Source organism: Streptomyces sp. NPDC046931, from assembly GCF_040644655.1.
Taxonomy (GTDB): domain Bacteria; phylum Actinomycetota; class Actinomycetes; order Streptomycetales; family Streptomycetaceae; genus Streptomyces.
Genome location: NZ_JBEYWX010000005.1, coordinates 202,462 through 228,958, shown reverse-complemented (window position 1 = coordinate 228,958; position 26,497 = coordinate 202,462). Strand labels below are relative to the sequence as shown.

The following is a 26,497-nucleotide window of genomic DNA, read 5'->3' as shown; positions in this document are numbered from 1 at the left end:
AGAGCGGCGGCAGCAGCGCATGCCGCCGCTCTGCGGCTAAGCACCGCGGCGCGTGCGGCAAGTGCGGGGCGTGCCGGCGCCACTGAGCACCAGAAGCACGCCGATTCGGTGAACGGAGACCGGAGGCGCCCAGGCCACAGGCACAACGGAGCGGAGCGGAGCGTCTTACACAACGCACCCGCGCCGCCGGCCACGCTGACGCTGTTGAGACTCTTCGTCGGCACGGAATTCCGGCGGTCAGCTGGGATGCCTGCGGGCATGCCGTGACGAACCGGCATCCTTCCCGGCGCGGGCTATGGGGCGACTTCATGGGGGAGGAGTACGTGCCGTTGTGCCCGGCATGGGACGACTCAGCCCTGGAGACGGAAGACGAACAGGACAGCCTCGCTGTCGGAGGACTCCGCCAGCGAGATCCGATTGCTTTCGAACCCCCCAAGGTGGGTTAGCCGGTGCGTGATCGCGGTGGTGGCGTCTTCGGTCAGCCGCCCTTCTGCTGGGCCTTGGCATGGGCCAGGCGGCAGGAGCCGGTGCCGGTCTCGATCATGCGGCGAGCGTGCGGCCCGACGGTAGTTCAGCGGGTGGCTGCCGGATCAGGTCCAGCGCCCGTCCGGCCTCGGTCACCTGTACCTCAGCTCCTCCCGTGGGGGCAGGCAGGAGCGGCGGCGAATGACGGTTTCTCATGGTTTCCAATTGCCGCGCCGAGCCGTCGTTGCTGCTCTCCTGACTGCTGTTGACGGGCTGTTCATCCGGTTCGCAGCCCGCGTCGGACACCTCGGGGAAGGGCGGAGCGTCAGCGGAGTGGTCGTGGGGGAGTGCCGTACCTGCAGGAGGGGCGAAGGTCCCGGTGGGTGCGGGGCCGCAGACGACGTAAACGGTGCAGCAGCAGCCGCTGATCCCGATCCTGGAACGCTTCGCGTGCCCCGGCCGGCGGGCGGCCATCCCCGCACCCGGCCCGATCACCTCAGCGGCGACAAAGGCTACTCATCACGCCGCAACCGCCGGTACCTGGGGCGTCGACAGATCAAGCACACCATCCCCGAACGCCGTGACCAGCAAGCCACCGCCAACGCCGTGGCAGCCACGGCGCAGGCCCGCCGGCTTTGACCCAGCGCGCTACGCCCGCAGAAACGAAGTCGAGCGGCTGATCAACCGGTTGAAGATCAACGGGGCCGCGGCAACACGCTTCGACAAGAGGGCATACGTCTTTCACGGCACCGGGACCGTTGCTGCCGTACGCCTCTGGCTCCGACCGTGACTCCCGAAGTCTCCAGTGGCTGCGTTTCGAACTGCTCAGAAAGACGCCGTCGCCACCCGGATTTAGGACAGCTGGTGTCCGCCATTGTGCCTAGCTTGGCGTCCAACACCGCAGGGCAAGCGCGAAATGAGAGTGGCCATGGCAGAGATCGTTCTGGTTCCCGGGTTCTGGCTCGGAGCGTGGGCATGGGAAGAAGTGACACCGGAGCTGAGGGCAGCGGGACATGACGTCTACCCACTCACGCTGACCGGCCTGGGCGACCGGGCAGCCGAGGCCACCCCCGATGTGGACGTCTACACACACGTGGATGACATCGTCCGTCTCATCGACGACAACGATCTGAGGGATGTAGTGCTGGTCGGGCACAGCGGAGCAAACCTGCCGGTTACGGGTGCCGCAGACCGGATCCCGGAGCGGATCGCACGGATCGTATATGTGGACGCCGGCCCATTGCCCGGCGGCATGGCTGTGATCGACTTCAATAAGCCCCAGAGGCAGGAGGAGTGGCGCAAGCAGGTCGCGGAACAGGGGGACGGCTGGCAGCTGCCAGTACCGCCGTTCGACCTGGCAGCGGACCCGGACAACTTGGCAGGAATCACCAACGAACAACTCGCGCGCATAGTCAAGTTGGCCACACCTCAGCCATTCGCGACCGCCACTCGCCCCCTGAACCGGCCTACGGTGCCGCCGGATGCGCACTGCTCGGTGATCGCCTCAACATTCACTCCCGAACAGGTACGCATGCTGGCCGACACCGGCAACCCAGTCTTCGAACCGATGGCCGCAATGGACCTGCGCCACCTGCCAACCGGGCACTGGCCGATGTTCTCCCGGCCGATCGAACTGGCATCGCTGCTGGACGAGATCGCTCGCTGACCAGGGCCACGCTTGCCAGGAGCTTGCCAGGAGCTCGCCTTGAGCCTTCCGAGCAGCCGCGCGACGCAAAGACCACCAGGCCGTCCACACGACCCATCGGACACTGCCTGGAAGGCTCATGAAGATCTTGGTGTGGGGCTGTGCGGCCGTGGGCTGTGGGGCCCCTCACCTATGCGGTGGCCGGGATCATCCAGGTGCTGCCTGTCCGGGTGAGTCCGCGGTTGATGAGTCGGCGGAGGTTGAGGGCGGCGGCTCGGCGCCGACCTCAGCTTGCCGTTCAAGGCCTGGCGTCGAACGCGGCTCGAACTTGGCCGAGGAGAAGCCCAGGTCAGCCGGGCCTCCGTCAGCCGGGCCACCACCATTCTCGCCGAGTGGGGCAACCATGTCGCCGGGCACCACCACACCCGGCTAGGCCCGCCGCGACGAAGAGATCACGCGACTCCGCCGGAAGCTCGCCGAGAAGACCCGCGAGTGCAGCCTGCTCGGCAAGCGCACGGACGCGACCGTCAGGGCCACCGCAGCCGCCACCACGACAACACCCGGCTCCGCCAAGAGCCGGTGTCCGCCGTCAGCCGCGACACCCCTCTGAGGTCGCGCAGCAATCAATGACACAACGCCGCCCTCTGTGAACGGCATACGGATAACCCGGGCGCGACCTCGGGGTATCGCAGAAGATCGTTACCACCGTCAGGGGCACAGGCACGGGGCGAAGACGGTGGTGGCAGCCGCTCCATGGGCGACATTGAGGATGCGGTTCTGGCTCACACGGCTTCCGTAGCCGATGACGCGTCCGTCGAGGACGGGCACGATCAGGTCGCGGAAGTAAGCTCCCCGGTCGGTCTGCACGGCGCGGGTCGGCACGCGCTGCTGGACGAGCCAGCCGCGATGTGCAGGATCCCGGACCACGGCCTTCCACACGTCCGGTGCGGTGTCGATGCCGATGAACACGTCCCGGCCCCAGTAGCTGTAGGGCGCTTTGAGGACCAGGTCGCCGCGCCCCGCCACCGTCTCCAGCTCCGTAATGCCGTCGCCGAGTTTGCGGCTGAACGGCACGAGGGCGTCCAGAGCGCTCGCCTGGTCGGCTGTGAAAAGGTGACGGAAGCGCGGGTCGGAGAGGATGACCAGGCACAGCTTGTTTTCCGCGACCCACCGCACCGCGGGCACATTGGGGATGATGAGATCCCCTTCGGCCACCCGGGACTGGAAGACGTCCCAGTCGGCGGTCTTGCTGACGTTGCTCTGCAACTTGAGGTAGCCGAGTCGTAGGTCTGCCGCCTCCTTGGCATCATCGGCCTCCAGGACCACGGGGGTGCACCCGAGTTTGCGCAACTGCGCCCGCATGAGGTCGAACTCGAAGCTCGTGCCGTTGGCGGAGGTGAACAGGCCGACACGGCGGATTTCCTCGCCGTTCAGCCCCTTCCGCCGCCCGAACCCCGTCAGCCACTCAGCGAACCACTCCTCGGCCTCGATCGGCGCCTGGGCGGCTCCCGCATCCTTCAGTACATCGCCCAGCGCCGATGCGCGCCACGCGCGATTCAGCACGCCGTGCGAGAGAACGCCGCCGGGGCTGCTCGGATTGAACTCCAGGACACGTACCGAGCCCATGGTGTCTCCCAGCAGATCCAGACGGCAGAAGTCCACGCGCAGCCGCTCGGGCTTTTTCTGCCACATGATCCACTCGTGCAGCATCGGTGGTACCTCGAGCAGCCGCTGCACCTCGGAGTCGCGTGAGTAGCGGCGGACAACCTGCTGCAGGCATTCCACCACCGCGGTCACCCGGTGGCGCAAGACAGGCTCGGCCGCCGTGTCCAGCACCGACACAAAGGGCAGTGTCCGCAATTTCTTGGCCTTCGCGTCCGCGTTTCCGGTATGCCTGTTCACCACGCCCTCAGCGGCGATGCGGCCCTCGACGTCTGCGAACGCCTTGACCATGAGAGGGGCGGACGCCCGGGGGCGGCCAGGGCTGGCGTTCAGCCCGAACTCGGAGCCGAGAAGAGGGAGGTCGTCATGTACGTCATTGCTCACAGCTTGCTGTAACGACTGGCCCAACTCCGCGGTATGCCGCCGGCTGGGTGTCGCCGTTGCGATCCTCCCGATGGGCCATAGCCGACGCGTTCGACGCAGAGACCAAGCCCACATCTTGGACCGTTTGCGCCATGTGGCGGCCGACTCACCCTTCCAGATGAAGCTTACGGCGGCTTCTCCATGCCTCACGAGGCACCTCGATCGCGGAGAGCGCCTCCAGGGCCTGCACGCCACGGCGGCCGTCAGCGCTGCCGCGTTCACCCTCTGCAGCGCGACCATGGCCCTTGGCGGACTGACCGGTGACCGGCTCACCGCCCCTTCGGCGCCCCGCTGTGCTACAGGCCGGTGCCGTCCTCCTGGCGGTAGGGCTGGTCACCGGAGTGCTGCTGTCCGCGCAGGGCACGCCCGTGGCGAGGGCCGCCGAAGTGACGTTCACCAGTCCGGACCGGGTCCGGGACGTGATCCACGACTTCAACGCCGACGGTTTCGAGGCGCTCTACCCGAAGTACAAGGGCGGGCGCCCGAGGACCTTCACCCCCCGGGCGGCGCGAGATCAAGAAGATCGCCAAGTCCAAGCCGGCCGAGCACGGCCTGCCGTTCTCGACCTGGAGCCTGGTCAAGCTGGCCGACTTCCTGGTCGCCGAGGGGATGGTCGACGACATCAGCCACGAGGGCCTGCGGGTCCTGCTCCGCGAGGAGGGCGTCTCCTTTCAACGCGTGAAGACCTGGAAGACCTCCAGCGACCCCGACTACGAGGCCAAGAAGGCCCGGGTCGAGCACCTCTATGCAATCGCCGACGGAGAGGTCCTAGCCGAGCCCGGTGAGCCGGAGGTCGTCTCTGCATGGACGAGTTCGGCCCGCTCAACCTGCAACCCCGCTCCGCGCGGCAGTGGGCCGAACGCGGCGGCAAGCGCCTCCGCAAGGTCGTCGATAGGGCGAGCGTTGCCTGATGCTGCATCAGCGCCAGCAGTAGCTGCAATAGAAGCCGAGCGCGGCTATAGCCTCCGTACCAAGCTCCGGATGCCGCTCGCTCATGATCGTCTCCGCCGCCCGTGTTCCAGCCACCAGATCCTCGCCCTGGAACCCCAGCCCCATCATCTCCGTCACCAGTGCCTCCAGCCTCGGCTGAAGCTCTGCGGCAGCCTCCCCGAATTCCCGTTCGAGGCTGTCTGGATCCAGATGCGGGAAGCCGTGAGGCTCGCGCGTGACGAACACTCCCACGGCCCGGCTAAGCAAGTCATCGACGGACACGAGCACGAGCCTAGCCTGCCCAACAACACCCGAAACAGGCGTGAGCGGCGACCTCGAGCCACCCGATCGACGCCGCCACCGCAACTCCACGAGGCGACGGCGACAGGGCGAACGTGGTCTGATGCGGCACTAGGTCCTGCTGTACCGGTGATGACCCCGCTGTACCCGGTGCTACGGCGCACCGCGCCGCGCTACGCCACCTGGAGCGTGCAGCTGGGACAGGCCATGATCCAGACCGTACGGGGCGGCGCGTCCCGCCGCGTACCGGTCATGGCCCACATCAACGAATTCGCCGCCCCCTGACCGTCGGCGCCGTGACAACCGAGGTATCGCGGCGGCAGCAGTGGGGGAGTCCGGCCGGCACGTGTCGGCCCGCTGTGGGGCCGGGGCCTGCGCGGGACAGGCAGGCCGGATCTCGAAGCTGCCCACGGTGCCGGCCGGGTTTCCTCCGAGCGCGAGTGCGCCGGACACGGCGGCGCCGCGAAGGGGTCACCCGTCTGGGGGGCCTTCCCTGTGGCGGTGCCAGGTGGAGCGCGACTGATCGGTTCTGCACAGAGTGACCTGGCGCGAGGTGCGGAACTCCTTGAGCGGTTCTCCGAGGCTGTAACGCCGGACTCCCCGAGAAGTGTCAGGGCTTCTCGGGGAGGGCGGGTGGCCGTGTGCCGTCTCTCAGAGCCGCGCGCCCCGAGGACGGTGGGCGGGGCGCGCGGCAGGTGCAGCCGGTGTTACTTGGTGAGCGGCGCCAGCTTGGGGTCGTTCGCGTAGGCCTCGGCCGCGTTCTTCTTCGTCACGATGACCGGCGGGAGGAGGTAGGCGGGGACGACCTTGTTGCCGTTGTTGTACGACTTGGTGTCGTTGATCTCCGGCTTGTCGGCCTTCTGCAGGGACTTGACCATGTTGACGGTCTCGGCGACGAGCTTGCGGGTGTCCTTGTTGATGGTCGAGTACTGCTCACCGGCCATGATCGACTTGACTGACTCGACCTCGGAGTCCTGACCGGTGACGACCGGAACGGGCTTGCCGGCGCCCTTCACCGACGTGATGATCGCGCGGGCAAGGGTGTCGTTCGGCGACAGGACGCCGTCGAGCTTCTTGGGGCCGTGGTAAGTCGAGGTCAGCAGCGAGTCCATGCGCTGCTGCGCGTTCTCCGCCTTCCACCCTTGGATCGCGGTCTGCTTGATGTCCTTCTGCCCTGATCCGACAACGATGTCGCCCTTGTCGATCAGGGGCTTGAGCACGCTCATCGCGCCGTCGAAGAAGACCTTGGAGTTGTTGTCGTCGGGCGAGCCGGAGAACAACTCGATCGTCCACGGGCCCTTCGGCTTCTTCGCCTTCATGCCGTCCAGGAGTGCCTGCCCCTGCAACTGGCCGACCTTGTAGTTGTCGAACGCGATGTAGTAGTCGACGTCGGGCGTGTTGGTGATGAGCCGGTCGTAGGCGATGACGGTCGCGCCGGCCTGCTTGGCCTGTGCCACCTGGGTGGAGAGCTGTGAGGCATCGGTCGCACCGATGACGATGACCTTCGCGCCCTTGGTGACCATGGAGGAGATCTGAGCCTGTTGGTCGGCGACGGAGGTCGAGGCGCCCGCATACTGGACGTCGGCCTTGAAGCCCGCCTGCTTGAGGCCGTTGGTGAACAGGTCGCCGGCGAGCACCCAGTTCTCCGACGTCTTCGCGGGCAGCGCGACGCCGATGAGAGAGCCCTTGTCGAAGCCCTTGCTGTCGCCGCTGCCGCCCGTGGAGCCTTGGCGGTCGTTGGAGCATGCCGTGCCCAGGGCGAGCAGGGCGACGGCGCCGATCCCGGCGATGCTTCGGGTGATTCTCTTCATGGTGAGGTTAGCCCTTCTTGCTGTGGTGCTGGAGTGTCGAGCGCCGAGGAGTACGACGCCGTGAGTGGCAGGCGGCCGCCGACAGCCGTCCGTGAGTGGAGCCTTGCGGTCAGCCCGGGACCTGGGCCTTGTCCGGGTCGGAGGCCGGAGTCGGCGGTTCGGCCCCGACAGCCGGCTGTTCCTGCCGGAAGGGACGCATCAGCGTTCCGATGATGGAGAAGCGTCCCTGGCGCTTGCTGTAGACGTCGAACGCGACAGCGAGGAGGAGGACCAGGCCCTTGATGATCTGGACCATGTCGGAGCCGACGCCCTGGAGCTGCAGACCGTTGTTGAGCAGTGCCATGACGAGACCGCCGACAATCGAGCCGCTGATCGTGCCCAGGCCGCCGGAGACCGCGGCGCCGCCGATGAAGACTGCGGCGATGGCGTCGAGTTCCCAGCTCAGACCGTCCTGGGGTCCCGAAGCCGCGGACCGCGCGACGAAGATCATGCCGGCCAGGGCGGCCAGGACGGACATGTTCATCATGACCATGAAGTTGACCCGCTTCAGCTTCACGCCCGACAGTTCCGCCGCGCGGGCGTTGCCGCCGACGGCGTAGATGTGCCGGCCGCCGATGGTGTTGCGGGTGTAGTACGAGTACGCGAGCACCAGGACGATGAGGATGATGCCGGAGATCGGCAGGCTGGTGCCGATGCGGCCGCCGGCGAAGCGCAGCGTCGCGAAGACGATGACGCCCAGCATCACGGCCAGTCGGAGCAGAGTGATCCACATGGGGGCGACGTCGGCGTTCATCTCTCGCCGGGTCTGCCGCGCCTTCCACTCGCGCCACACCATGCCCGCGCAGGCCATCAGGCCGAGCAGCAGCGTCAGGTTGTTGTATCCCGTGTCGGGTCCCACCTCGGGCAGGAATCCGGCACCGATCTTGCGGAAGCCCGTGGGGACCGGCACGGTGTCGGCGTTGCCGATGTACTGGTTGCCGCCGCGGAACAGCATCATCCCGGCCAGGGTCACGATGAATGCCGGCACCCCCGCATAGGCGACCCAGAATCCCTGCCAGACGCCGATCAGCGCGCCGACGAGCAGGCCGAGCAGGATGCCCACCGGCCACGGGAGCGAGTGTTCCTGCATCGCCTTGGCGACCACGATGCCGGTGAACGCCGCGACCGAGCCGACCGAGAGGTCGATGTGTCCGGCGACGATCACCATCAGCATGCCGACGGCGAGGATCAGGATGTAGGAGTACTGGCTGACGACCGCGATGAGGTTGCCGGAGGTCAGCGTCAGGCCCCCGGTCCAGATCTGGAACAGCAGGACGATCGCCACCAGGGTGAAGATCATCCCGAACTGGCGGGCGTTGGAGGTCGTGCCTCCGAAGAGGTTCTTCTGCAGGTCTTTCATACGGCTCATGAGGTCGGGCTCTTCTTCGTAGCGGTCATCTGCTTCATGAGGAGTTCCGGGTCGGCGTCGCGGCGGGCGACCTCGCCGGTGATGGTGCCTTCGAACACCGTGTAGATGCGGTCACACAGGCCGATGAGCTCCGGCAGCTCCGAGGAGATGACGATGACGCCCTTCCCCTGGGCGACGAGCCGCTGGATGATCCCGTAGATCTCGTACTTCGCACCCACGTCGATGCCGCGGGTCGGCTCGTCGAGGATCAGCAGGTCGGGATCGGTGAACATCCACTTCGCCAGGACGACCTTCTGCTGGTTGCCACCGGAGAGCTTCACGACGCCCTCGTCGACGCTGGGAGTCTTGATCCTGAGGCTCTTGCGGTACTCCTCGGCGACGCGGTGCTCGCTCACCGGATCGATGACCCCGCGTTTGGCGATCTTGGGGAGTTTGGCGGCGACCATCGACGCCTTGATGTCGTCCAGCAGGTTCAGCCCGATCGACTTGCGGTCCTCACTGACGTAGGCGAGACCGTGCCGGATGGCGGCCGTCACCGACTTCAGCTGGATCTCCTTGCCGTCCTTGTAGACCCGGCCGGACAGGTAGGTGCCGTAGGAGCGGCCGAACAGGCTCATCGCCAGTTCCGTGCGACCCGCGCCCATGAGGCCGGCGAAGCCGACGATCTCGCCGCGCCGGACGTTGAAGGACGAGCCCTTGCACACCAGCCGCTCATCGGAGTTCGGATGGCGCACCGTCCAGTCGCGTACCTCGAAGAACACCTCCCCGATGTCAGGGGTGTGGTCGGGGAACCGGCTGCTGAGTTCACGGCCGACCATGCCGCGCACGATGCGGTCCTCGTTGACGCCGTCGGCCTTGACGTCGAGGCTCTCGATGGTGCGTCCGTCGCGCAGGATCGTGATGGTGTCGGCGATCGCCTCGATCTCGTTCAGCTTGTGCGAGATGATGATCGAAGTGATTCCCCGCTCCCGGAAGCCGCGCAGCAGATCGAGCAGGTGGCGGGAGTCTTCCTCGTTGAGAGCCGCGGTCGGCTCGTCGAGGATGAGCAGTCTGACGTCCTTGGCGCACGCCTTGGCGATCTCGACGAGCTGCTGCTTGCCGACGCCGATGTCCTTGATGAGCGTGTCCGGATCCTCGCGGAGCCCGACCTGTTCCATCAGCTTCAGCGCGCGGAGCTGGGCGGCCTTCCAGTCGATCGCGCCGCGCTTGCGCGGCTCGTTGCCGAGGAAGATGTTCTCGGTGATCGACATGCCCGGCACCAGGGCCAGCTCCTGGTGGATGATGACGATGCCGGCCTGCTCGCTGGCCCGGATGTCCTGGAAGCGGACCTCCTTGCCGCGGTAGTGGATGTCACCCGTGTAGCTGCCGTGCGGGTGCACGCCGCTGAGCACCTTCATCAAGGTGGATTTGCCGGCGCCGTTCTCGCCGCAGATGGCGTGGATCTCGCCCTCCCGGATGGCCAGGCTCACGTCGGCGAGCGCGGTGACGCCGGGGAAGGTCTTCGTGATAGCACGCATCTCCAGCAGAGTCGGGGACTGAGTCATGACGGGGACTCCGCCCTGCGGAGACCGGCGTGACCACCCGGCTCCGGGTGATGCGGAATGCGGCACTTCGTGGACATCAACTTGCCTCCGATGGCACTGCGCTGCGCGGTGCCGGGTCCGGCCTACATCTGCGTGCCGGGACACTAAATCCATTTGTTTTACTAGGTCAATGGCTCGTGACGATATGGTTATCCGTAGCAATAGAGAGGACCGTAGGTGCGGCAGGCAGGAACCAATCTCCCCAAGGTCGGGCGATACAACCGGGCCGTGGTCCTGGACCAGATCCAGCTCGCCGACGGCATCAGCCGGGTGGAGATCGCGCAGCTCACCGGCCTCACCCCACAGACGGTCTCCGGCATCGTGCGTCGCCTGCTCGACGAGGGCATCGTGCGAGAGGACGGCGCCAGTCGGGTCGCCAGCGGCGGGAAGCCGCGCACCACGCTGCGGCTCAACGCCGACGCGGGCAGCGCCGTGGGGCTGCATTTCGACCCTGTGGAGCTGACCTGCGCCGTCGTCGATCTCATGGGCCGACCGCTGGTCATCAGGAAGCGGCCCACGCCGGCCAGCACCGACCCCGCCCACGTCGTGAAGGCCATGGCCGAGCTCGTCGCCGACGTGCTGGCCGAAGCCGATGTCCCGCGCAGCAGAATCCTCGGACTGGGGCTCGCCACCCCTGGGCCGATCGACCAGGAGCTCGGCACGATCGTCGCTCCGCCCCAGCTCGCACACTGGAACCGTGTGCCCCTGCAAAAGATGATCAGTGAAGCGACCGGACTGCCGGTGACGATGGACAACGACGCCACCGCCGCCGCGATCGGCGAGCGCTGGTCCGGCGCGGGCAAAGGCGTGGCGGACTTCGCCTACTTCTTCTTCGGCACCGGCATCGGTGGCGGCCTCGTCCTCAATCACCAGGTGTACCGGGGAGGTTCGCTCAACGCAGGAGAGTTCGGGCATTCCAGCGTGCTACCCGACGGGCCGGAGTGCTACTGCGGCAACAGGGGCTGTCTGGAAAGACTGGTCAACCCCTCGGCCATCGTCGCCGAAGTGCACCGCCGGCTCGCCGCCCAGTCCGATGACATAGGTGTGCTGTCGCAACCATTCGCCAAGGACCCCAGCTCGGTCGACCACACCGCCATCCAGCTGGCCGCGGCGGCCGGAGACCCCGTGGCGAGCGCGGTCATCGACGAAGCCGCGGAACACGTCGCCTCGGTGGCGGTCAGCATCGCCAACTTCATCGACGTCGACCTGATCGTCCTCGGCGGTCACGGCATCCAGCACGTGGAATCGCGGTACGTCGACGTCGTCGCTGCAGCGCTGGCCACCAGGCCGCTGGCCCGCAGCATCCGGGTCGTCAAGGTCAAGGCGTCGCCACTGGGCACCGACGGCGCCGTCGTAGGCAGTGCCGCACTCGTGCTGCACGCGACGTACTCCCCTCAGCTTTCGGCACTGCTCGCCGACTGAGTCCGGTTCGCGGACCGTGCGCCGGCGAAGGTCTCTGCCGTTCGTATGGCGCTCAGCCGGCAGCCGGCAGCCGCATGCGCAGTCGCCCGGAGCCTCCTCGCGGAGGAAGCCGCCCGGGCCGTCGCGCAGGCTGACGCGGTTCAGGTGAGGCTCTGCCCGTGATCAGGCCTTGCGAGTCGGCTCCTGCTCTGTCGGCCCGGGGCGCGGGCGCCGTTCGGATCGGGCCGGACCTACGGCGTCGGTCTTTCCGTGCCCGGTACCGAAGCACCGTGCCACACGGCGCGGCGTCACTGCCTCACTTGATCACCGTTTCCGCTGATCAACCACAGTGAGGCGCGGCAGTGACCCCCGCAGCGGAAAGTCACTGCCCACGGGTCTGGCCTCGGCGGGTCGCGAAGTCGTCCACTCCCAGCACGCGCGGCACGTTGGGGTGCGGGTCCGGCAGTGCCATGACTCGAACTCTGGTCGCTGATCGAACCGTTGCTTCCCGAACCGGCCCCGAAGCTCGTCGAGGGGCGGCCGCGGGTGCCGTACCGGCAGTCCCTGTGCGGGATCCTGTTCGTCTTGTACACCGGCATCCAGTGGGAGTACCTGCCCCAGGAGCTGGGCTTCGGCTCAGGGATGACCTCAGTGGCCCGCAAAGGGGACCTCGGAGGACCCCGTTACCAGGTCACTCACTGCCGCTTGGCAGGACCACGAAGCCATCGTGCGACTTGGCGGTCAACGAGGCCAGACGTCATCTTCCGATCACCCTCCACCCTATAGAACAATAGCGACACTTGACGTGATCCTCGCGATTTGATCAAGAGTCGTGGGAGCGGACCAGGGGGGATCATATGGCCCGAAAAGGGTCGTCAGTCGAGGCTTACTGCGATCGCTGCAACCAGGTACGAGAGCAGGTGGTCATCTCCTACCGGAAGGCCGCCGAACTTCAGAACGAGAGCACCACGCAGCGCGTGATCGGCGCCCTGCAGGACGCCGCGAAGACCTCCAAGCTGATCGGCGCCGACTATGTGCAGTGCAAGACATGCCTCACGGTCAACGACATGTAGCAGCACGCGAGATTGCCGTCATCACTGATCCTCAGGAGATGGTTGGCGCCCTCCGGCCTCGCCCTCCTCGACCGCTTCGCCACCCGGGAGACCGACCCCCACGACGGCGGCGGCTGTGCCGTCGGCGTCCACCGCCGGTGAGGTTTGCGGGATATCTCGACCATTACTGGGCTTTGCGGGCCAGCCCAGCAGCGATCAGACGCTCCCAGACAGTGAGCTCCCGTTCGTCGTCTCTGTCGTTCCACCGGCTGTCCACCACGTCGGGACGCCACAGGGACGCGGGAACGATCCCGGGGTCGAGGATCTCCAGGCCGTCCAGCAGGGCTTCGATCTCCTCGTCGCTGCGCCATCGGCCACGGCCGAAAGTCTGCTGGAGTACTCGCTCGGCCTCCGCTGTCTCCGGGTTGTTGCCGGAACGGAAGTGACTGACGAAGAAATAGCTCCCGGGGGGCACGTGGTCGCGCCAGTAGCGGACGATTCCGGCCGGGTCCTCTTCGTCGTTGACGTGATGAAGGATGGCGCTGAACATGACGGCGACGGGGCGGTCGAAGTCGATCAGTTGCCGCGTGTCCGGGTGGGTACGGACGTCTTCGGGGTTGCGTACATCGGCCGCGACGACCCGGGTCCGGTCGTCTTCCTCCAGCAGCGCACGGCCGTGCACCAGCACTTGGGGGTCGATGTCGACGTACACGACCCGGGACTCCGGAGCGTGCCGCTGCGCGACCTGATGGACGTTGTCGGCGGTCGGAAGACCACTGCCCAGGTCGATGAACTGCCGTACGCCGGTGGTCGTCGCGATCTCCGCAACCGCCCGGGTCAGGGCTGCGCGGTTGGCGAAGGCGATTGCTACCGAACCGGGAAGGTCGCGTTTGAACACGTCGCCGATCTCCCGGTCCACGGCGTAGTTGTCCTTGCCGCCGAGCAGGTAGTCGTAGACGCGGGCGATACTGGGCTTGGTGGAGTCGATAGAGAGGCCTTCATGCGTCATGGCGACCATCCTCGCCTGCAACTCCGCCTGCTGACCACAACTTTGGGATCCTTGAACGGCCTGTCCGTCAAAGTGGACACCCGTTCGTGTGGGATGCGGCCGGCGGGAGCTTCACCTCGACGTGTCAGCGGGTCTCGGTCGCCCCACCGTGCGGCTGTTCGTCCGTAATGTCATCAGCCGCCGGGGATCCAGCCACCGCGTGACGCCGAGAGGCGCGCCCGGGCTCCCAAGGCCCGGAGGGTGCGGGTTGTCCACCTTCCTCCTTCCGTCTTCCTCGTCGAGGGTGGAGCCGGCCGTCAGGTGGCGGCGGAAACCGCGTGAGCCTGTTCCAGGACAAGGGGTGCCGGTAAGAACGCTGTCGCCGATCCTGCTGGCTTATTGTGCGGTGGCCTCGACGGTGTCCTCCGACTTGCGGGCCAGCAAGTGGGCGTCGAGGAAGCCCCGCTCAGAGGCCGGGTCGTGGAGCAGCCGGGCGAACGTGACGAGCCCGGCCCGGGCCAGCAGCTCGGCGAACCGGTCCGCCGGCCAGCTATAGGCGGGCGTCACCTTGTGGTCGAAGCGGACCGGCTCGGGCCCGTCGGTCGCGAAGAACGAGACCAGGAGCAGGCCCCCTGGTGCCAGGCCACGCGCCTGCTCGGCGAGCAGCGCGGGTAGTTCCCCAGGAGGGGTGTGAATCATCGAGTAGTGGGCCAGCACGCCGCCGAGCGCGCCGTCCTCGACTGGCAGGGCCTCCATGCGCGCCTCGTCGAACTGCAGCGCCGGATGGGCCCGCCGGGCGTGGTCGACCATGGCTGGGGAGAGGTCGAGCCCGAAGGCGTCCAGCCCCAGGTCATGCAGCATGGCCGTCAGATGTCCGGGCCCGCAGCCGACGTCGGCTGCCCGCGGGTTCCCGGTCCCGCGCACCAGCTCGGCAAAGGTGCCGATCATGTTCCGTGAGAACGGGTGCGTCTCCAGCCGATTAGCGAACATCGACGCATACAGCTCGACGACCCCGTCGTAGGCCGCCCTGGTCTCGTCCTGGTACTCCACCACGGGAAGGAAGTTAACACCCGCCGCTCGCAGCTGTTCTGCCACCTCGTGCTGAATCCCGCGCCCGTCGACGCTGACGCTCTCGCTACCACGACAAGACCACCACCCGGCTCCGCAACGAGGCCGGTGGGACCCGGAGCCGATACGCCGTTGGCAACCACAGTCGGTCACCAACTGGCTGGGTTCCTCGGGGAACCGGCGACAGTTGATTAGGCGATCACACCAGTAAGACCCCTGTTCGGTCACGCGGCAGGGGAGAGGTCGAGTCGGGCAAGGTGACTGACGCGGGTGCAGTCGAGCGGGTGGCCGTTCCACCAGGCATCGAGGCGGGTGAGGTTGAGTGCAACGGCGGAGAAGACGTGCTCCAGGTGGGTCTTCTGGAGACCGAGGTAGCGGGCACGTCTTATCCCGGTGACCGCGACGGCCTGGTGGATGGTTCCCTCGATGCCCGCGCGGGTTCCGTACTTGGCTCGCCACTGCTCGTCGCCCTGCTGGAGGCGGGCATGGTCGAGGACTTCTTGCAGTTCGCGGGGTTGCAGGGAGAGAGTCCGGCCGCCGGTCTTCGAGCGGGTGCACTGGTCGCGCACCGGGCAGGGGCGGCATGTCTCCTTGTCGAACTTGATGACGATGGCCTTGGTGCCGCGCAGAGTGGCGGGGCTCCACCAGGTGCTGGTGTCCCCGCGTGAGCAGGCGGCCTGTCGCTTGTCCCAGTCGACGGTGAACGCGGTGCGGTCGAACTCGACGCCGGCACGCGCCTGGGGTGAGCTGTTCATCAGGACCGGGGTGACCAGGGTGACTCCGAAGTTCTTCTTCATGCCCACGATCAACTCGGCGGAGGCGTAACCGGAATCGAGGAAGTGCTCGGCGGGCAGGAGATCGCGGACGGCGAGCATGTGATGGACCGGTTCGGTCATTTCCGCATCGGTCACTGTGGCGTCGGTGGTCGCGATGCTGGTGATCAAGCGCGGCGGCGGTCCGTCAGCTCCAGGGATCAGCGCCTGGCTGCCGGAAGCCGAGTCCTGTTCATCGGCATCGTCGCAGGCCTCACTGATGTGGATCTTGTAGCCGGTCCACCAGGAGCCCTGTTTGAGGCCGTAGCGCGCGTCGGTGTCGTACGGAGAGGCCAGCCGCAGTCTGCCGGGCGGGAGGTCTTTGAAGAAGTCCCTGGCTATCCGCTCCCAGCTGATCAACTGCACCGCCTCCGAAGTCGCCGCGATGGTCGCAGGCGCCATGCGGCACGGCACCACCATGGACGTGGAAGCGAACTACACAGATAGCCATGGCCAGTCGGAAATCGGGTTCGGCATCACGAGACTGCTCAACTTCGACCGGCTGCCCAGGATCAAGCGGATCAACAAGGCGAAGCTGTACCGGCCGGTGGCGGGCGAACCGGACGCCTACCCGCAACTGACCCCGGCGCTGACCCGCCCGATCCGCTGGGAACTCATTGCTCAGCAGTACGACCAGATGATCAAGTACGCCATCGCGATCCGGACCCGTACCGCGTCCACCGAGGCGATCCTGCGGCGCTTCACCCGCAACGCCTCCCACCCCACCTACGCGGCCATGCTGGAGGTCGGCCGCGCGCAGAAGACCATCTTCGTGGCCCGCTACCTGCGGCTGCGCGACCTCCAGCGGGAGATCGAGGAGGGCCTGAACGTCATGGAGTCCTCCAACGGCGCCAACTCCGTGATCGCCTACGGTAAAGGAGGAGAAATCGCCTCGAACCGGCGCGACGAACAGGAGATGTTCGTGCTGTGCCTGCGGATCCTCCAGTCCGCCCTGGTCTGCGTGAACACCCTGATGCTCCAGGACATCCTCGGCGAACCCGAGTGGGCCGAACTTCTCACCGACGCCGACCGTCGCGGCCTGACCCCGTTGTTCTGGTCCCACGTACGCCCGTACGGCGAGGTGAACCTCGACATGGAGGCCCGTCTGAACCTCACCGCAACTACGGTGCCGGGTGCCCGGGCACCGATCAACGGTGTTGGCTCGGCTGCGGCGGGAAGACGGTGACTGACCGGTACAGGCTGTCGCTACTGGAAAGCCATGCCGTCGAGGATTCTTTGGAGGACGTGGTCGCTGTTGGCTGAGTCGGCGGCGGGGGCATGCTCCGTTATCCCCATGCCGGCGAAGTTGAAGCGCTTGGTCAGCGCGTCCAGGGCGGCGCGCAGCTGGTCGGGGTGCAGACCCCCGGGTTCCGGGCAGGACAGGCTGGTGAAGTGCTCGGGGTCCAACACGTCCAGGTCCAGGTGGATGTAGACGTGCGTGGCCCCTGTACCTGCCACCGCGGAAATCAGTTGGCCCGGTTCCCGAAGAGCCTGAACGGACAGGGCTCGGACTCGTTCGGACTCGATGAAGTCCAGCTCGGCGGGATCGAGGGCACGAGCGCCCGCGAGCACGATCTGCCGGGTGGAAAGGCGCTCCTCCGGCCTGGGCACCAGTTGTGACGGCCCCTGGCCGAGCAGGGTGCGCAGCACCATTCCGTGGAAGCCCCCTGAGGGAGATGTGTCGGGGGTGTTGAGGTCCGCGTGGGCGTCGAACCAGACAACTGCCAGGCTGTCGCCATGGCGAGCTACGGCGCGGGCGACAGGCGCGAGCTCGATACCGCAGTCGCCGCCCGCAGAAAGCAGTGTGTCATCGCCACTCCGGCCCAGCGCGGCCCTGGTTGCTTCCAGCGAGCGGGTCAGCACATCGAGGTGGCGTACGCCGTCCAGGTCCTGTCCGGGGCGGGGGTCGATCTCGACGACAGTGCGTCGAGCTGCGGGGAGCAGAGCGCTCAGCTGGTACGCACCCTTAGCCAGCCGTTGAGGATTACGTGCAGCCGACCCTTGCCACTGGGGAATCACGAGAACGGTAGGGGATCCGTTGCTGCGGTCGAGCCCGGTCATGTCGTGTAGTCCGCGTTGATGCGGATGTAGCCGGCGGACAGGTCGCAGCCATAGACCGTGGCTTCGGCCTCCCCGATGCCGAGCGTGATGACGATGTCGACCTCGTCCTGGCGCATGATGCCGACGAGTTTGTCGAGGGTGTCGGCCTCGGGCTCTTCGGGGTACACCTCGATGTCGCCGAATCCCACGGTGACGTTGCCCGGCTCGATGTCGGTGTCATCGGCGTTCTTGCCGATGGCCATCAGTACTCGACCCCAGTTGGGGTCGGCGCCGTGGACGGCGGTCTTGACCAGCGGGGAGTTCACTACGCTCTTGGCGATGCGTTTGGCCTGTCCGTAGTCGCCGGCCTGGGCAACCGTGACGCGCAGGAGCTTGGTGGCGCCTTCGCCGTCACTGGCCAGCTGCCGGGTGAGATCCAGGCAGAGGTCGGCGAGGGCTTCGGAGAACTCCGCCGGATCGACTGGTCCTGCGGCGCCGTTGGCGATGACCGTCACCGTGTCGGAGGTGGAGGTGTCGGTGTCGACGCTCAGGCAATTGAACGTGCGATTCACCGCTTCGCGCAATGCGCTGTCCAGGTCGGCCGGGGACAGGTCCGCGTCGGTGAACACGTAGGCCAGCATCGTGGCCATATTGGGTTCCAGCATGCCGACACCCTTGGCGACGCCCACGATGCGGGCCTGCCCGACGGTCCGTACGGCGGTCTTCGGGCGGGTGTCGGTGGTCATCATTGCGCGTGCCACATCCAGCGGTCCGGCCACGAACGCCGCGAGGCCGTGCTTGGCGGCCTCGTCGAAGTGCGTACGGATGGTGCCCATCGGCAGCGGGCGTCCGATGACGCCGGTGGAGCCGATGAGCACCTCGTCCACCGGGATGCCCAGAATCCCGGCGACGCGGCGGACGACCTCCGCAGCGTTCTCCTCGCCCCGGCGCCCGGTGGCGACGTTCGCGTTCTGCGCCAGCGTCGCTACGGCACGCAGGTTCTGTCCCGAGGCATGAGCACGACTGAGGACTACGGCCGGACCCGCGAAGAGGCTCTGGGTGAACATCGCGGCGCTGGTGGCTGGCCGGTCCGACGCGACGATGGAGATGTCGTCGCCGTACTCGCGCAGGCCGCCGTGCCCTGTGCAGGCCCGGAAGCCTAGCGGCCACGCCACAGGGTCAGAATCTTGAGTCAATGCATGATCATGCGTCATATGGCATATATTTGCACCCTGATGGCGGGCTGTCCATCCACTTTGTGCGGACCCCGGCGACATTGCCGTATGCCGCGCGGGGCCGCGCCCGCCGCCGCTCACCAGAGACGCGACGGACCGTCAGGTTCCGGTAACTGTGCATTTTTCACTGCGCGTTGGTGACAAAGGCGACTGTCGTGCTCTTTCCGCACATGACAATCTCGCTCCCGTCGGTCGCGCCGGACGAAGGGGAGGACATGGACAAGCGGTACGAGGTGTTCTGTCTCGCCGACCGGTACTTCTACGAGACCCTCGAGCGGCTGGACACCGTCCGCGAGCAGGCCGGGCCGCAGGAGTTCGCGCCGGCGCTGCGCCCGGCCCCCGAGGGCTGGCGGCGCACCCGCAAGGGCGACTGGCTGCATCTGAGGCCGTCCGGCGGCCCCGGGCCGGCCCAGGGCTGGAAGATCCACGTCTCGGCGTGCCTCGACAACGCCGAGAAGACCGCCACCAAGCTGTGGGACTACTGCGTACCACGTGGCATCCCGTTCAAGTTCGTGCCCACTGCCCGACAGCTGTTTCTGCGCAACTCCAAGTACGCCGACCGCAGCGGCAGCGGCAAGTTCGCCACGGTCTACCCGGGCGACGAGGAACAGCTGCACACCGTGCTGCGTGAACTGGACGAGCTGCTGGCCGGCGAGCCCGGCCCGTACATCCTCACCGATCTGCGGTGGAACGACGGCCCGCTGTACGTACGCTACGGCGCCTTCGCGCCACGCTACTGCGCCGACGCCGCCGGTGCGCTGGTGCCGGCCATCGAGGACGACCGAGGCCGGCTGATACCGGATCGCCGCGACCCGGTGTTCCACGTGCCGTCGTGGGTACGGCTGCCGGTCTTCCTCGAGCCGCAGCTCGCCGCGCGCGCCGCCACGGCCGTCACCGGCCTTCCCTACCGCATCGAGCGGGCGCTGCACTTCTCCAACGGCGGCGGGGTCTACGCCGGCACCGACACCCGCACCGGCGAACAGGTGGTCCTCAAGGAGGCCCGCCCGTACGCCGGACTCGCGGCGGACGGCGCCGACGCGGTGACCCGTCTGGAACGGGAGAAGACCGCTCTGGAGCGGCTGGCCGGCCTGGACGTTGTGCCCGCAGTGCGCGACTGGCTCGACATCGGCGGCCACCGGTTCCTGGTGATGGACTTCCTGCCAGGCCGCACCCTCAACGCATTCTTCGCCGAACGGCACCCGCTGATCGCCTCGAGTCCCGGCCCCGAGGCCGTAGCCGACTACACCCGTTGGGCGCTGGGGCTGTACCGGGCGGTCGAGGAGGCCGTCGCCGCTGTGCACGGGCGCGGTGTGGTCATCGGCGATCTGCACATGTTCAACATCATGGTCGCGCCGGACGAGAAGTCGGTGGCGCTGCTGGACTTCGAGGCCGCGGCCCCCGCCGAGGAAGGCGCCCGCCAGACCGTGGCGCACCCCGGGTTCGTGGCACCGCCCGACCGCACCGGCTTCGCCATCGACCGGTATGCCCTGGCATGTCTGCGGCTCGCGTTGTTCCTTCCCCTGACCACGCTGCTGGCGATCGACCGCGGCAAGGCCGCCCACCTCGCCGGGCTGGTTCACGACAACTTCCCGGATGTGCCGCGCCAGTGGCTCGCCGAGGCCGTCGACGAGATCGAGGGCGTTGCGCAGATCGAGGGCGTCGCGCAGATCGATGGCGGTACGCCGGCCGCGGCACGGCCCGCGGACCTGCCGAAGGTGGCCGACTGGCCGCGAAGCCGGGACGCGATGGCCGCCGCCATCCTCGCCTCCGCCACCCCGGAACGCGACGACCGGCTGTTCCCCGGCGACATCGCCCAGTTCGCAGACGGCGGCGGCCTCAACCTCGCGTACGGAGCGGCCGGCGTGCTGTACGCCCTCGCCGTCACCGGCGTCGACCGGTACCCGGAAGGTGAGCAGTGGCTGCTGCGGCACGCCGTCGACCCGCCGCGCGGCACCCCACCCGGCCTGTACGACGGGCTGCTCGGCGCCGCCTACGTGCTGGACGGGCTCGGCCACACCGACGCCGCGCTGGAGATCACCGGCCGGGTGCTGCGCGAGAAGTGGGACCGCCTCGGCATCGGTCTGCACGGCGGGCTGGCAGGCGTCGGCCTCGTCCTGGACCATCTGGCGCGGCACGACGAGGCGCTGCACGAACGGGCCGGCGAGGTCGTGCGGCTGACCGCCCGCAGGCTGGCCACCACACCGCCGGACCGCACGGGACTGCTGCACGGCGCCACAGGAGCGGCCCTGCTGTTCATCCGGCACCACGAACGCACCGGTGATCCGGCCCTGCTGGACGCCGCCGCCACCGCGCTGCGCACCGACCTGGCTCGCTGCGTGCACCGGCCGGACGGCACCCTCGTCGTCGACGACCGCACCCGCACCCTGCCGTACACCGGCGCGGGCAGCGTCGGAATCGCGATGGTGCTCGACGACTACCTGGCGTACCGCGACAACCCGGAGTTCGAGACCGCCCGGTCCGCCATCCTGCCGGCCGCCTGCTCCCGCTTCTACGCGCAGCCCGGCCTGTTCCGCGGCCGGGCCGGCATGGTGCTGTATCTTGCGCGCACCACCGCGCCCGGTGACCGCCCCGCCGCCGAACTGCCCGTCCAGCTCGCCGCACTCGACTGGTACGCGATGCGCCACGGCAACGGGCTCGCGTTCCCGGGCGACCAGATGATGCGGCTCTCCCACGACCTGGCCACCGGAACGGCGGGCTGCCTGCTCGCCGCCGGCGCGGCCCTCCACGGGGAGCCCGTCGGGCTCCCGTTCCTCCCGCCGCTACGGCCGCGGGACCACGAGCCGGCTCCGTACCCGGAGTCGTGACCCAACCATCCCCGTCCCCACGAGGACCCGGAAGGAAAGGAAGACAATCATGTCGCTTCTCGACCTGCAGACCCTGGAGACCCCGCAGCCGCAGGACGACGAACTGCACGGCGGCGGCAGCGAGATCAGCCTGACGCTGTGTAACAGCGTCGCCAGCATCACGCTCTGTCTCTGACGCTCCGGCGGCCCTGACGGGCCGTCGCTGAAACGTCCCGGGCGGCTTCGAGCCGCCCGGGACACACAGCTTGATCCCCCGGCTTCAGCAGGCTTCGGCTTCAGGCTTCGGCGGGCTTTGGGGCTTCGGGGCTTCGGGGCTTCGGGGCTTCGGCAGGAGGGTGCGCATGACGAAGAGCAGCGGGCAGTCCGCCATGCGGCACAGCGCCTTGCAGGCCGCCGCTCTCTGCGCGGTCACCCTCTGCGGCTCGGCCGCCGCGCTCACAGTGCCGGCCGCACTCGGCCGCACCCTCGACCTGCTGCTCGCCCACGAGGACCGTTCGGCCACCACCCGCTGGACACTGGTGTGCGGCTGCCTGCTGGCCGCCGTCGCCCTCTGCGACGCGCTGCAGACCTGGCTGACCGGCATCACCGACGCCCGCACCACGGCCTGGCTGCGCCGCCGGCTCATCCGCCGCGTCCTCGCCGCGGGCCCCGCCACCGCCGAACGGTTCACCGTCGGCGACGTGGTGGTCCGCTGCACCGGCAATGCGGCAGCCGCCGGCACCGAGCCCACCTCGGTCGCCGCCCTGCTCGCCGCGCTCGCCACGCCGTTGGGCGCCATCGTCGCGCTGGGTCTGACCGACCCGTGGCTGATGGGTGTCTTCCTGCTCGGTGCTCCGCTGCTCATCGCGCTGCTGCGCGCCTTCGCCCGGGCCGGCACCGACTGCGTCACCCGCTACCAGCAGGCCCAGGCCGCCATCGCCCAACCGCTCGCGGAAGCCGTCGCCGGCGCCCGCACCATCGCCGCCGCCGGCACACAGGCCCGCGAAAGCGCCCGCATCCTGCGCGCTCTGCCCGAACTGAGCCGCCACGGCCACCGCATGTGGCACATCCAGGGCCGGGCCACCGCTCAGGCGTCCGCGCTCGTCCCGCTGCTGCAGACCGCGGTGGTCGCAGTCGGCGGGCTGCGGCTGGCCGGCGGCCGGCTCAGCGTCGGCGACCTCCTCGCCGCGTCCCGCTACGCCGTGCTCGCCGCCGGCATCGGCGTGATCGTCGGCCGGCTGGACGCCCTGGTCCGGGCCCGAGCCGCGGCCGCCCGCACCGACGCCCTGCTCGATCTGCCCCCCATCGCGTACGGCAGCCGCCGGCTGCCGGTGGGCCCGGGCCGGCTGGAGCTGCGCGGGGTGAGCGTGGTGCGCGGCGGCGAAAGAGTACTGCGCGAGGTTGACCTGGTGGTCCCCGGCGGCACCTCGCTCGCCGTGGTGGGGCGCTCGGGATCCGGCAAGTCCCTGCTCGCCGCGGTGGCCGGCCGACTGGCCGATCCGGACCGCGGCGTGGTCACCCTCGACGGCGTGCCGCTGGACGAACTCGACCGGGCAGCGCTGCGCGCCGCGATCGGCTACGCCTTCGAACGGCCCGCGCTGTTCGGCCAGACGATTGCCGACGCCATCGGCTACGCCGCCCCCGCAGCCGACCCGGACCGCGTCAGGGCGGCGGCCCGGGCGGCCTGCGCCGACGGCTTCGTCAAACTCTTGCCCCACGGCTACCGCACGCCCTTGACCGTCGCCCCGCTGTCCGGCGGCGAGGCCCAACGCCTGGGCCTGGCGCGCGCCTTCGCCCATGCCGGCAGGCTGCTCATCCTGGACGACGCCACCTCCAGCCTCGACACCGTCACCGAACGACACGTCACCGAAGCCCTGATGCACCACACCGGCGGCCGCACCCGCCTGGTCATCGCACACCGTGCGGCCACCGCCGCCCGCGCCGACACCGTCGCCTGGCTCGACGGCGGCCGCATCAGGGCACTTGCCCCGCACCGTGAACTGTGGCGGCTGCCGGGGTACCGGGCTGTCTTCGCCGAGGAGGACGAATGAGGCCGCATGCCCGCTTGCGGACGGCTCTTCGAAGGCGTCCCGCCGCGGGAGAGGCCGCCCGCCCGGTGCCCGCGCAGGAGCGGAGCTTCACCGGACCGGGCAGTCGCCGGTACCCCCTGGTGCGGCATGGGCTGCGGTTCCTGCGGCGGCGGGCCACAGTGCTGGTGGTGCTGGCGTTGTGGTCGCTTCTGGAGACAGGACAGACCTTCCTCGGCGGCTATGCGATGGCCCATGCCGTGGACTCGGGTTTTCTCTCGGGGCGGCCGGGCGTCGGTCTGGGCTGGCTGGCCGCGGGTGCGGTCGGCATCCTGCTCGGCGCCGTCGGCACCGGACGCTCCTACGCCGGCGTCGCCGCGCTCGCCGAACCGCTGCGGGACGCCCTGGTACGTCGGGTGGTGCACGGTGCCCTGCGCAAGCCGGCCTCCGGCGCCGTCGCGCGGCTGACTCAGCAGGTCGAGATCGCCCGCGAGAGCTTCGCGGGACTGCTGATGGTGGCCCGGTCGTTCGTGTTCACCGCCGCCGGGGCGCTGGCGGGCCTGGTGTCCCTGTCGCCCACGCTGCTGCCCGTGGTGGGGGTGCCGCTTGTGGCGGGGCTTGCGGTGTTCGCCGCGTCGCTGCGGCCCATGGCGGCCCGGCAGCGGGCCTTCCTGGCCGCGGGCGAGGAGATGGCAGATGAGATGCAGGACACCGCCGCCGGGCTGCGCGACGTGGTCGCCTGCGGGGCGGAGGACCGGGTCGGGCGGCGAGTCGAGGAGCGGATCGCCGCCGAATACCGGGCCGCTCGGGTGCTCGCCCGGTGGGGCACGCTGCGGATCGTCGCCCTGGCGGTCGGCAGCCGGCTGCCCATGGTCCTCCTACTGGTCACCGCGCCCTGGCTGGCGGCCCGCGGGGTGACCGCCGGTGCCCTGCTCGGCGCGCTGACCTACCTGACGCAGTCGCTCTCCCCGGCGTTGCAGGCGCTGGTGCACGGCTTCGCCGGCGCGGGCACCAGGCTGACCGTCGTCATCGACCGGCTGACCGCAGTCCCCGACCCCGCACCACCGCCGTCCCCGGCGCAGCCACGGGTGCGCGCGGACCGGCGGGCGCCGGCGGTGGAGCTGAGGGGGGTGACGTTCGCCTACGGCGCGGGCGCCCGGCCCGTGGTGGACGGCCTCGACCTGGCCGTGGCGCCCGGCGAGTGGCTGGCCGTGGTGGGGCCGAGCGGGGTCGGCAAGTCGACGCTCGCCGCTCTGATGGCCGGGACCCTCGTGCCGCACGCCGGGCAGGTGCGGGTGCACGGCGCGGCGGTGGCCGGGAGCGAACCGGCCCGGCAGGCCGCACTGCGGGTCCTCATCCCCCAGGAGGCCTATGTCTTCACCGGGACACTGCGCGACAACCTCGGCTATCTGCGCCCGCTCGCCGCGCCCGCCACCGACACCGAACTGCGGTCGGCCGCCGGGGCGCTGGGCATGGCGGAGCTCGTGGCCCGGCTGGGCGGCTGGGACGCCGAGCTGGATCCGACGGCGCTTTCCGCCGGAGAGCGGCAGCTGATCGCGCTGGCCCGCGCCTGGCTCAGCCCCGCGCCGGTCGCGCTGCTGGACGAGGCGACCTGCCACCTGGACCCGGCGGCCGAGGCGCGCGTCGAGCGGGCCTTCGCCGCCCGGGCCGGCGGCACTCTGGTGGTGGTCGCCCACCGCCTCAGCTCCGCGCGCCGGGCGGACCGGGTGCTGGTCCTGGACGGCGCGCAGGCGCTCGGCGGCACCCATGAGGAGCTGCTGCGTCGCTCAGCCCTCTACCGCGACCTGGTCGGCGCGTGGGGCGACGGTTCACAGCCACCCGGCACTGTGGGAGATACGGATGGCGTCGACCCGGTTGCGGCCTCCGGTCTTGCGGGTGATGGCGGCCATGTAGTTGCGCACCGTGCCGTTGCACAGGTGCAGGCTGCGCGCTATCTCCGAGACGGACGCGCCTTCGGCGGCCAGGGACAGCACACTGAGCTCCCGCGGGGTGAGCGGCATCTCGGACGCCCGCAGGAAGTCGTAGCCGAGCGAGCTGTCGACGAAGGGTTCCCCTTCGGCGACCTGCCGGATGGCCCTGAGTAACGCGTCCGGCGCCGCGTCCTTGTTCAGGAAGCCCAGCGGGCGAGCCCGCCACATTCTGCGAAGCAGGCCCGGTCTGCCGGGTGCGGCCAGCACCAGCAGACCGGGACCGCGCGAGCCGTCGGACAGCGCGGCCAGGTCGGCCAGCCGACTCGGCTCCGGCCCGTGGGCGGCCACCGCAGCGACGGGCGTGTCCACGTCCACCACACACACCTGTGGCGACAGCGAGCAGGCCTCCGACACCGCACCCTCCCAGTCGGATGTGGCGACTTCCAGACCATTGTCCTGCCCCAACAGCGCCGCCAGTGCTGACCGCAGCAGGCGGTTCTCATGGACCAGAAGCACTCTGATCACAAACCCTCCCCAAGTCGCCCCGTCTCACGGGTACCGTCACGAGCACGATCCTTGCTACCCGTTGGGTAAGAGGGCATGGGGGCGGGAATCAGTCAATCGACGCCATGGAGTGCCTTACGTGCGACACAGGCACGAAGCGCCGACAGCACCCGCCGGACGTCCGGCTCATCCCCGAGGGTTCGAAGTGGTCCGCCGACTCCGGGCGGCCGACGACCAGTCGTACGCTGAACGCCGGCAGTCCAAGATCCAGTTCGCGGGGTGGGAAGCGCGACAGCAGGCGGAGCAGGACCGCGAACGTGCCGAGCCGGACGCGCCGGGCACATTTCCGGCCGGGGAAGGCGTTCCCCGGCCCTGCGGCTCGGGGTCGACTACGTCCGTCCACTCGGG

The 26,497-nt window shown here is 68.9% G+C and carries 19 protein-coding genes and 4 pseudogenes; 12 read left to right on the top strand and 11 right to left on the bottom strand.

What is annotated here, in order from left to right:
• Nucleotides 1–909 precede the first annotated feature (909 nt).
• Together ABZ876_RS12970 and ABZ876_RS12965 are read left to right on the top strand one after the other, a co-directional pair.
• Nucleotides 910–1,255, top strand: a pseudogene (locus ABZ876_RS12970) (transposase); the annotation flags it as partial.
• A 138-nt stretch (nt 1,256–1,393) separates the two neighbouring features.
• Complete coding sequence (locus tag ABZ876_RS12965; protein ID WP_361778675.1) at nt 1,394–2,131, top strand: alpha/beta hydrolase; 738 nt, start codon at nt 1,394–1,396, stop codon at nt 2,129–2,131.
• A 687-nt stretch (nt 2,132–2,818) separates the two neighbouring features.
• Here the strand turns inward: ABZ876_RS12965 and ABZ876_RS12960 are convergent.
• Nucleotides 2,819–4,156 carry a hypothetical protein gene (locus tag ABZ876_RS12960; RefSeq protein WP_361778672.1) on the bottom strand — a complete coding sequence of 446 codons (1,338 nt, stop codon included), beginning with the start codon at nt 4,154–4,156 and terminating at the stop codon, nt 2,819–2,821.
• A 332-nt stretch (nt 4,157–4,488) separates the two neighbouring features.
• On the opposite strand from ABZ876_RS12960, the pseudogene ABZ876_RS12955 reads away from it, so the two are divergent.
• Nucleotides 4,489–5,067: pseudogene (locus ABZ876_RS12955) on the top strand (helix-turn-helix domain-containing protein); the annotation flags it as partial.
• Between the two features lie 46 nt (nt 5,068–5,113).
• Here ABZ876_RS12955 and ABZ876_RS12950 read toward each other — a convergent pair.
• Nucleotides 5,114–5,407, bottom strand: coding sequence for a hypothetical protein (locus ABZ876_RS12950; RefSeq protein WP_361778669.1), 294 nt, complete (start codon nt 5,405–5,407; stop codon nt 5,114–5,116).
• A gap of 150 nt (nt 5,408–5,557) precedes the next feature.
• Here ABZ876_RS12950 and ABZ876_RS12945 point away from each other — a divergent pair, with 150 nt between their 5' ends.
• Nucleotides 5,558–5,710, top strand: a complete 153-nt coding sequence (locus tag ABZ876_RS12945; protein ID WP_361778666.1) for a hypothetical protein — start codon at nt 5,558–5,560, stop codon at nt 5,708–5,710.
• Nucleotides 5,711–6,132: 422 nt separating this feature from the next.
• Here the strand turns inward: ABZ876_RS12945 and ABZ876_RS12940 are convergent, their stop codons facing one another.
• From ABZ876_RS12940 to mmsA, 3 genes are all read right to left on the bottom strand, one after another.
• Complete coding sequence (locus ABZ876_RS12940; protein WP_361778663.1) at nt 6,133–7,236, bottom strand: sugar-binding protein; 1,104 nt, start codon at nt 7,234–7,236, stop codon at nt 6,133–6,135.
• Nucleotides 7,237–7,345: 109 nt separating this feature from the next.
• Nucleotides 7,346–8,644, bottom strand: a complete 1,299-nt coding sequence (gene mmsB / locus ABZ876_RS12935) for a multiple monosaccharide ABC transporter permease (protein WP_361778660.1) — start codon at nt 8,642–8,644, stop codon at nt 7,346–7,348.
• Nucleotides 8,641–10,188, bottom strand: coding sequence for a multiple monosaccharide ABC transporter ATP-binding protein (mmsA, locus tag ABZ876_RS12930; RefSeq protein WP_361778657.1), 1,548 nt, complete (start codon nt 10,186–10,188; stop codon nt 8,641–8,643). Before mmsA ends, mmsB begins: the two co-directional genes overlap by 4 nt.
• A gap of 216 nt (nt 10,189–10,404) precedes the next feature.
• On the opposite strand from mmsA, the gene ABZ876_RS12925 reads away from it, so the two are divergent.
• The 3 genes and pseudogenes from ABZ876_RS12925 to ABZ876_RS12915 all read left to right on the top strand — a co-directional run bounded on the left by ABZ876_RS12925 (nt 10,405) and on the right by ABZ876_RS12915 (nt 12,701).
• Nucleotides 10,405–11,649 carry an ROK family transcriptional regulator gene (locus ABZ876_RS12925; RefSeq protein ID WP_361778654.1) on the top strand — a complete coding sequence of 415 codons (1,245 nt, stop codon included), beginning with the start codon at nt 10,405–10,407 and terminating at the stop codon, nt 11,647–11,649.
• A 468-nt stretch (nt 11,650–12,117) separates the two neighbouring features.
• Nucleotides 12,118–12,276 (top strand): annotated as a pseudogene (locus tag ABZ876_RS12920) (transposase); the annotation flags it as partial.
• Between the two features lie 272 nt (nt 12,277–12,548).
• A complete protein-coding gene (locus tag ABZ876_RS12915) occupies nt 12,549–12,701 on the top strand; it encodes a hypothetical protein (RefSeq protein ID WP_361778651.1) in 153 nt (50 codons plus the stop codon).
• A gap of 163 nt (nt 12,702–12,864) precedes the next feature.
• On the opposite strand, the gene ABZ876_RS12910 is transcribed toward ABZ876_RS12915, so the two are convergent.
• From ABZ876_RS12910 to ABZ876_RS12900, 3 genes are all read right to left on the bottom strand, one after another.
• Nucleotides 12,865–13,698 (bottom strand): SAM-dependent methyltransferase, encoded by an 834-nt coding sequence (locus ABZ876_RS12910; RefSeq protein WP_361778648.1) that lies wholly within the window; start codon nt 13,696–13,698, stop codon nt 12,865–12,867.
• 366 nt (nt 13,699–14,064) lie between these two features.
• Nucleotides 14,065–14,721, bottom strand: coding sequence for a class I SAM-dependent methyltransferase (locus tag ABZ876_RS12905; protein ID WP_055495745.1), 657 nt, complete (start codon nt 14,719–14,721; stop codon nt 14,065–14,067).
• 239 nt (nt 14,722–14,960) lie between these two features.
• Nucleotides 14,961–15,950 (bottom strand): transposase, encoded by a 990-nt coding sequence (locus ABZ876_RS12900; protein ID WP_361778645.1) that lies wholly within the window; start codon nt 15,948–15,950, stop codon nt 14,961–14,963.
• Between ABZ876_RS12900 and ABZ876_RS12895 the strand changes: the two genes are divergently transcribed.
• Nucleotides 15,934–16,734, top strand: a complete 801-nt coding sequence (locus tag ABZ876_RS12895) for a Tn3 family transposase (RefSeq protein ID WP_361778642.1) — start codon at nt 15,934–15,936, stop codon at nt 16,732–16,734. The genes ABZ876_RS12900 and ABZ876_RS12895 overlap by 17 nt on opposite strands.
• 20 nt (nt 16,735–16,754) lie before the next feature.
• On the opposite strand, the gene ABZ876_RS12890 is transcribed toward ABZ876_RS12895, so the two are convergent.
• Together ABZ876_RS12890 and argJ are read right to left on the bottom strand one after the other, a co-directional pair.
• Nucleotides 16,755–17,609, bottom strand: a complete 855-nt coding sequence (locus ABZ876_RS12890) for an arginase family protein (RefSeq protein WP_361778639.1) — start codon at nt 17,607–17,609, stop codon at nt 16,755–16,757.
• Nucleotides 17,606–18,802, bottom strand: coding sequence for a bifunctional glutamate N-acetyltransferase/amino-acid acetyltransferase ArgJ (argJ, locus tag ABZ876_RS12885; protein ID WP_361779049.1), 1,197 nt, complete (start codon nt 18,800–18,802; stop codon nt 17,606–17,608). The genes ABZ876_RS12890 and argJ overlap by 4 nt, the downstream gene beginning before the upstream one ends.
• Before the next feature lie 236 nt (nt 18,803–19,038).
• On the opposite strand from argJ, the gene lanKC reads away from it, so the two are divergent.
• From lanKC to ABZ876_RS12865, 4 genes and pseudogenes are all read left to right on the top strand, one after another.
• A complete protein-coding gene (gene lanKC / locus ABZ876_RS12880) occupies nt 19,039–21,648 on the top strand; it encodes a class III lanthionine synthetase LanKC (protein ID WP_361779046.1) in 2,610 nt (869 codons plus the stop codon).
• Nucleotides 21,649–21,697: 49 nt separating this feature from the next.
• Complete coding sequence (locus ABZ876_RS12875) at nt 21,698–21,823, top strand: SapB/AmfS family lanthipeptide (RefSeq protein ID WP_361778636.1); 126 nt, start codon at nt 21,698–21,700, stop codon at nt 21,821–21,823.
• Between the two features lie 166 nt (nt 21,824–21,989).
• Entirely contained in the window at nt 21,990–23,678 is a 1,689-nt protein-coding gene (locus ABZ876_RS12870; RefSeq protein WP_361778633.1) for an ABC transporter ATP-binding protein, read from the top strand.
• A pseudogene (locus tag ABZ876_RS12865) lies at nt 23,675–25,255 on the top strand (ABC transporter ATP-binding protein); the annotation flags it as partial. The gene ABZ876_RS12870 and the pseudogene ABZ876_RS12865, both read left to right, overlap by 4 nt.
• Before the next feature lie 228 nt (nt 25,256–25,483).
• Here ABZ876_RS12865 and ABZ876_RS12860 read toward each other — a convergent pair.
• A complete protein-coding gene (locus tag ABZ876_RS12860) occupies nt 25,484–25,675 on the bottom strand; it encodes a helix-turn-helix transcriptional regulator (RefSeq protein ID WP_361779043.1) in 192 nt (63 codons plus the stop codon).
• Nucleotides 25,676–26,497: the final 822 nt, after the last annotated feature.

Excerpts from the sequence above, each read along its gene's own strand:
- ABZ876_RS12860 (WP_361779043.1), bottom strand. The coding sequence starts at position 25,675 with ATGCCGCTCACCCCGCGGGAGCTCAGTGTGCTGTCCCTGGCCGCCGAA.
- ABZ876_RS12895 (WP_361778642.1), top strand. The coding sequence starts at position 15,934 with ATGGTCGCAGGCGCCATGCGGCACGGCACCACCATGGACGTGGAAGCG.
- ABZ876_RS12945 (WP_361778666.1), top strand. The coding sequence starts at position 5,558 with ATGACCCCGCTGTACCCGGTGCTACGGCGCACCGCGCCGCGCTACGCC.
- ABZ876_RS12965 (WP_361778675.1), top strand. The coding sequence starts at position 1,394 with ATGGCAGAGATCGTTCTGGTTCCCGGGTTCTGGCTCGGAGCGTGGGCA.
- ABZ876_RS12900 (WP_361778645.1), bottom strand. The coding sequence starts at position 15,950 with ATGGCGCCTGCGACCATCGCGGCGACTTCGGAGGCGGTGCAGTTGATC.
- ABZ876_RS12910 (WP_361778648.1), bottom strand. The coding sequence starts at position 13,698 with ATGGTCGCCATGACGCATGAAGGCCTCTCTATCGACTCCACCAAGCCC.
- ABZ876_RS12875 (WP_361778636.1), top strand. The coding sequence starts at position 21,698 with ATGTCGCTTCTCGACCTGCAGACCCTGGAGACCCCGCAGCCGCAGGAC.
- ABZ876_RS12890 (WP_361778639.1), bottom strand. The coding sequence starts at position 17,609 with ATGACCGGGCTCGACCGCAGCAACGGATCCCCTACCGTTCTCGTGATT.
- ABZ876_RS12870 (WP_361778633.1), top strand. The coding sequence starts at position 21,990 with ATGACGAAGAGCAGCGGGCAGTCCGCCATGCGGCACAGCGCCTTGCAG.
- mmsA (WP_361778657.1), bottom strand. The coding sequence starts at position 10,188 with ATGACTCAGTCCCCGACTCTGCTGGAGATGCGTGCTATCACGAAGACC.
- mmsB (WP_361778660.1), bottom strand. The coding sequence starts at position 8,644 with ATGAGCCGTATGAAAGACCTGCAGAAGAACCTCTTCGGAGGCACGACC.
- argJ (WP_361779049.1), bottom strand. The coding sequence starts at position 18,802 with ATGACGCATGATCATGCATTGACTCAAGATTCTGACCCTGTGGCGTGG.
- ABZ876_RS12940 (WP_361778663.1), bottom strand. The coding sequence starts at position 7,236 with ATGAAGAGAATCACCCGAAGCATCGCCGGGATCGGCGCCGTCGCCCTG.
- lanKC (WP_361779046.1), top strand. The coding sequence starts at position 19,039 with ATGGACAAGCGGTACGAGGTGTTCTGTCTCGCCGACCGGTACTTCTAC.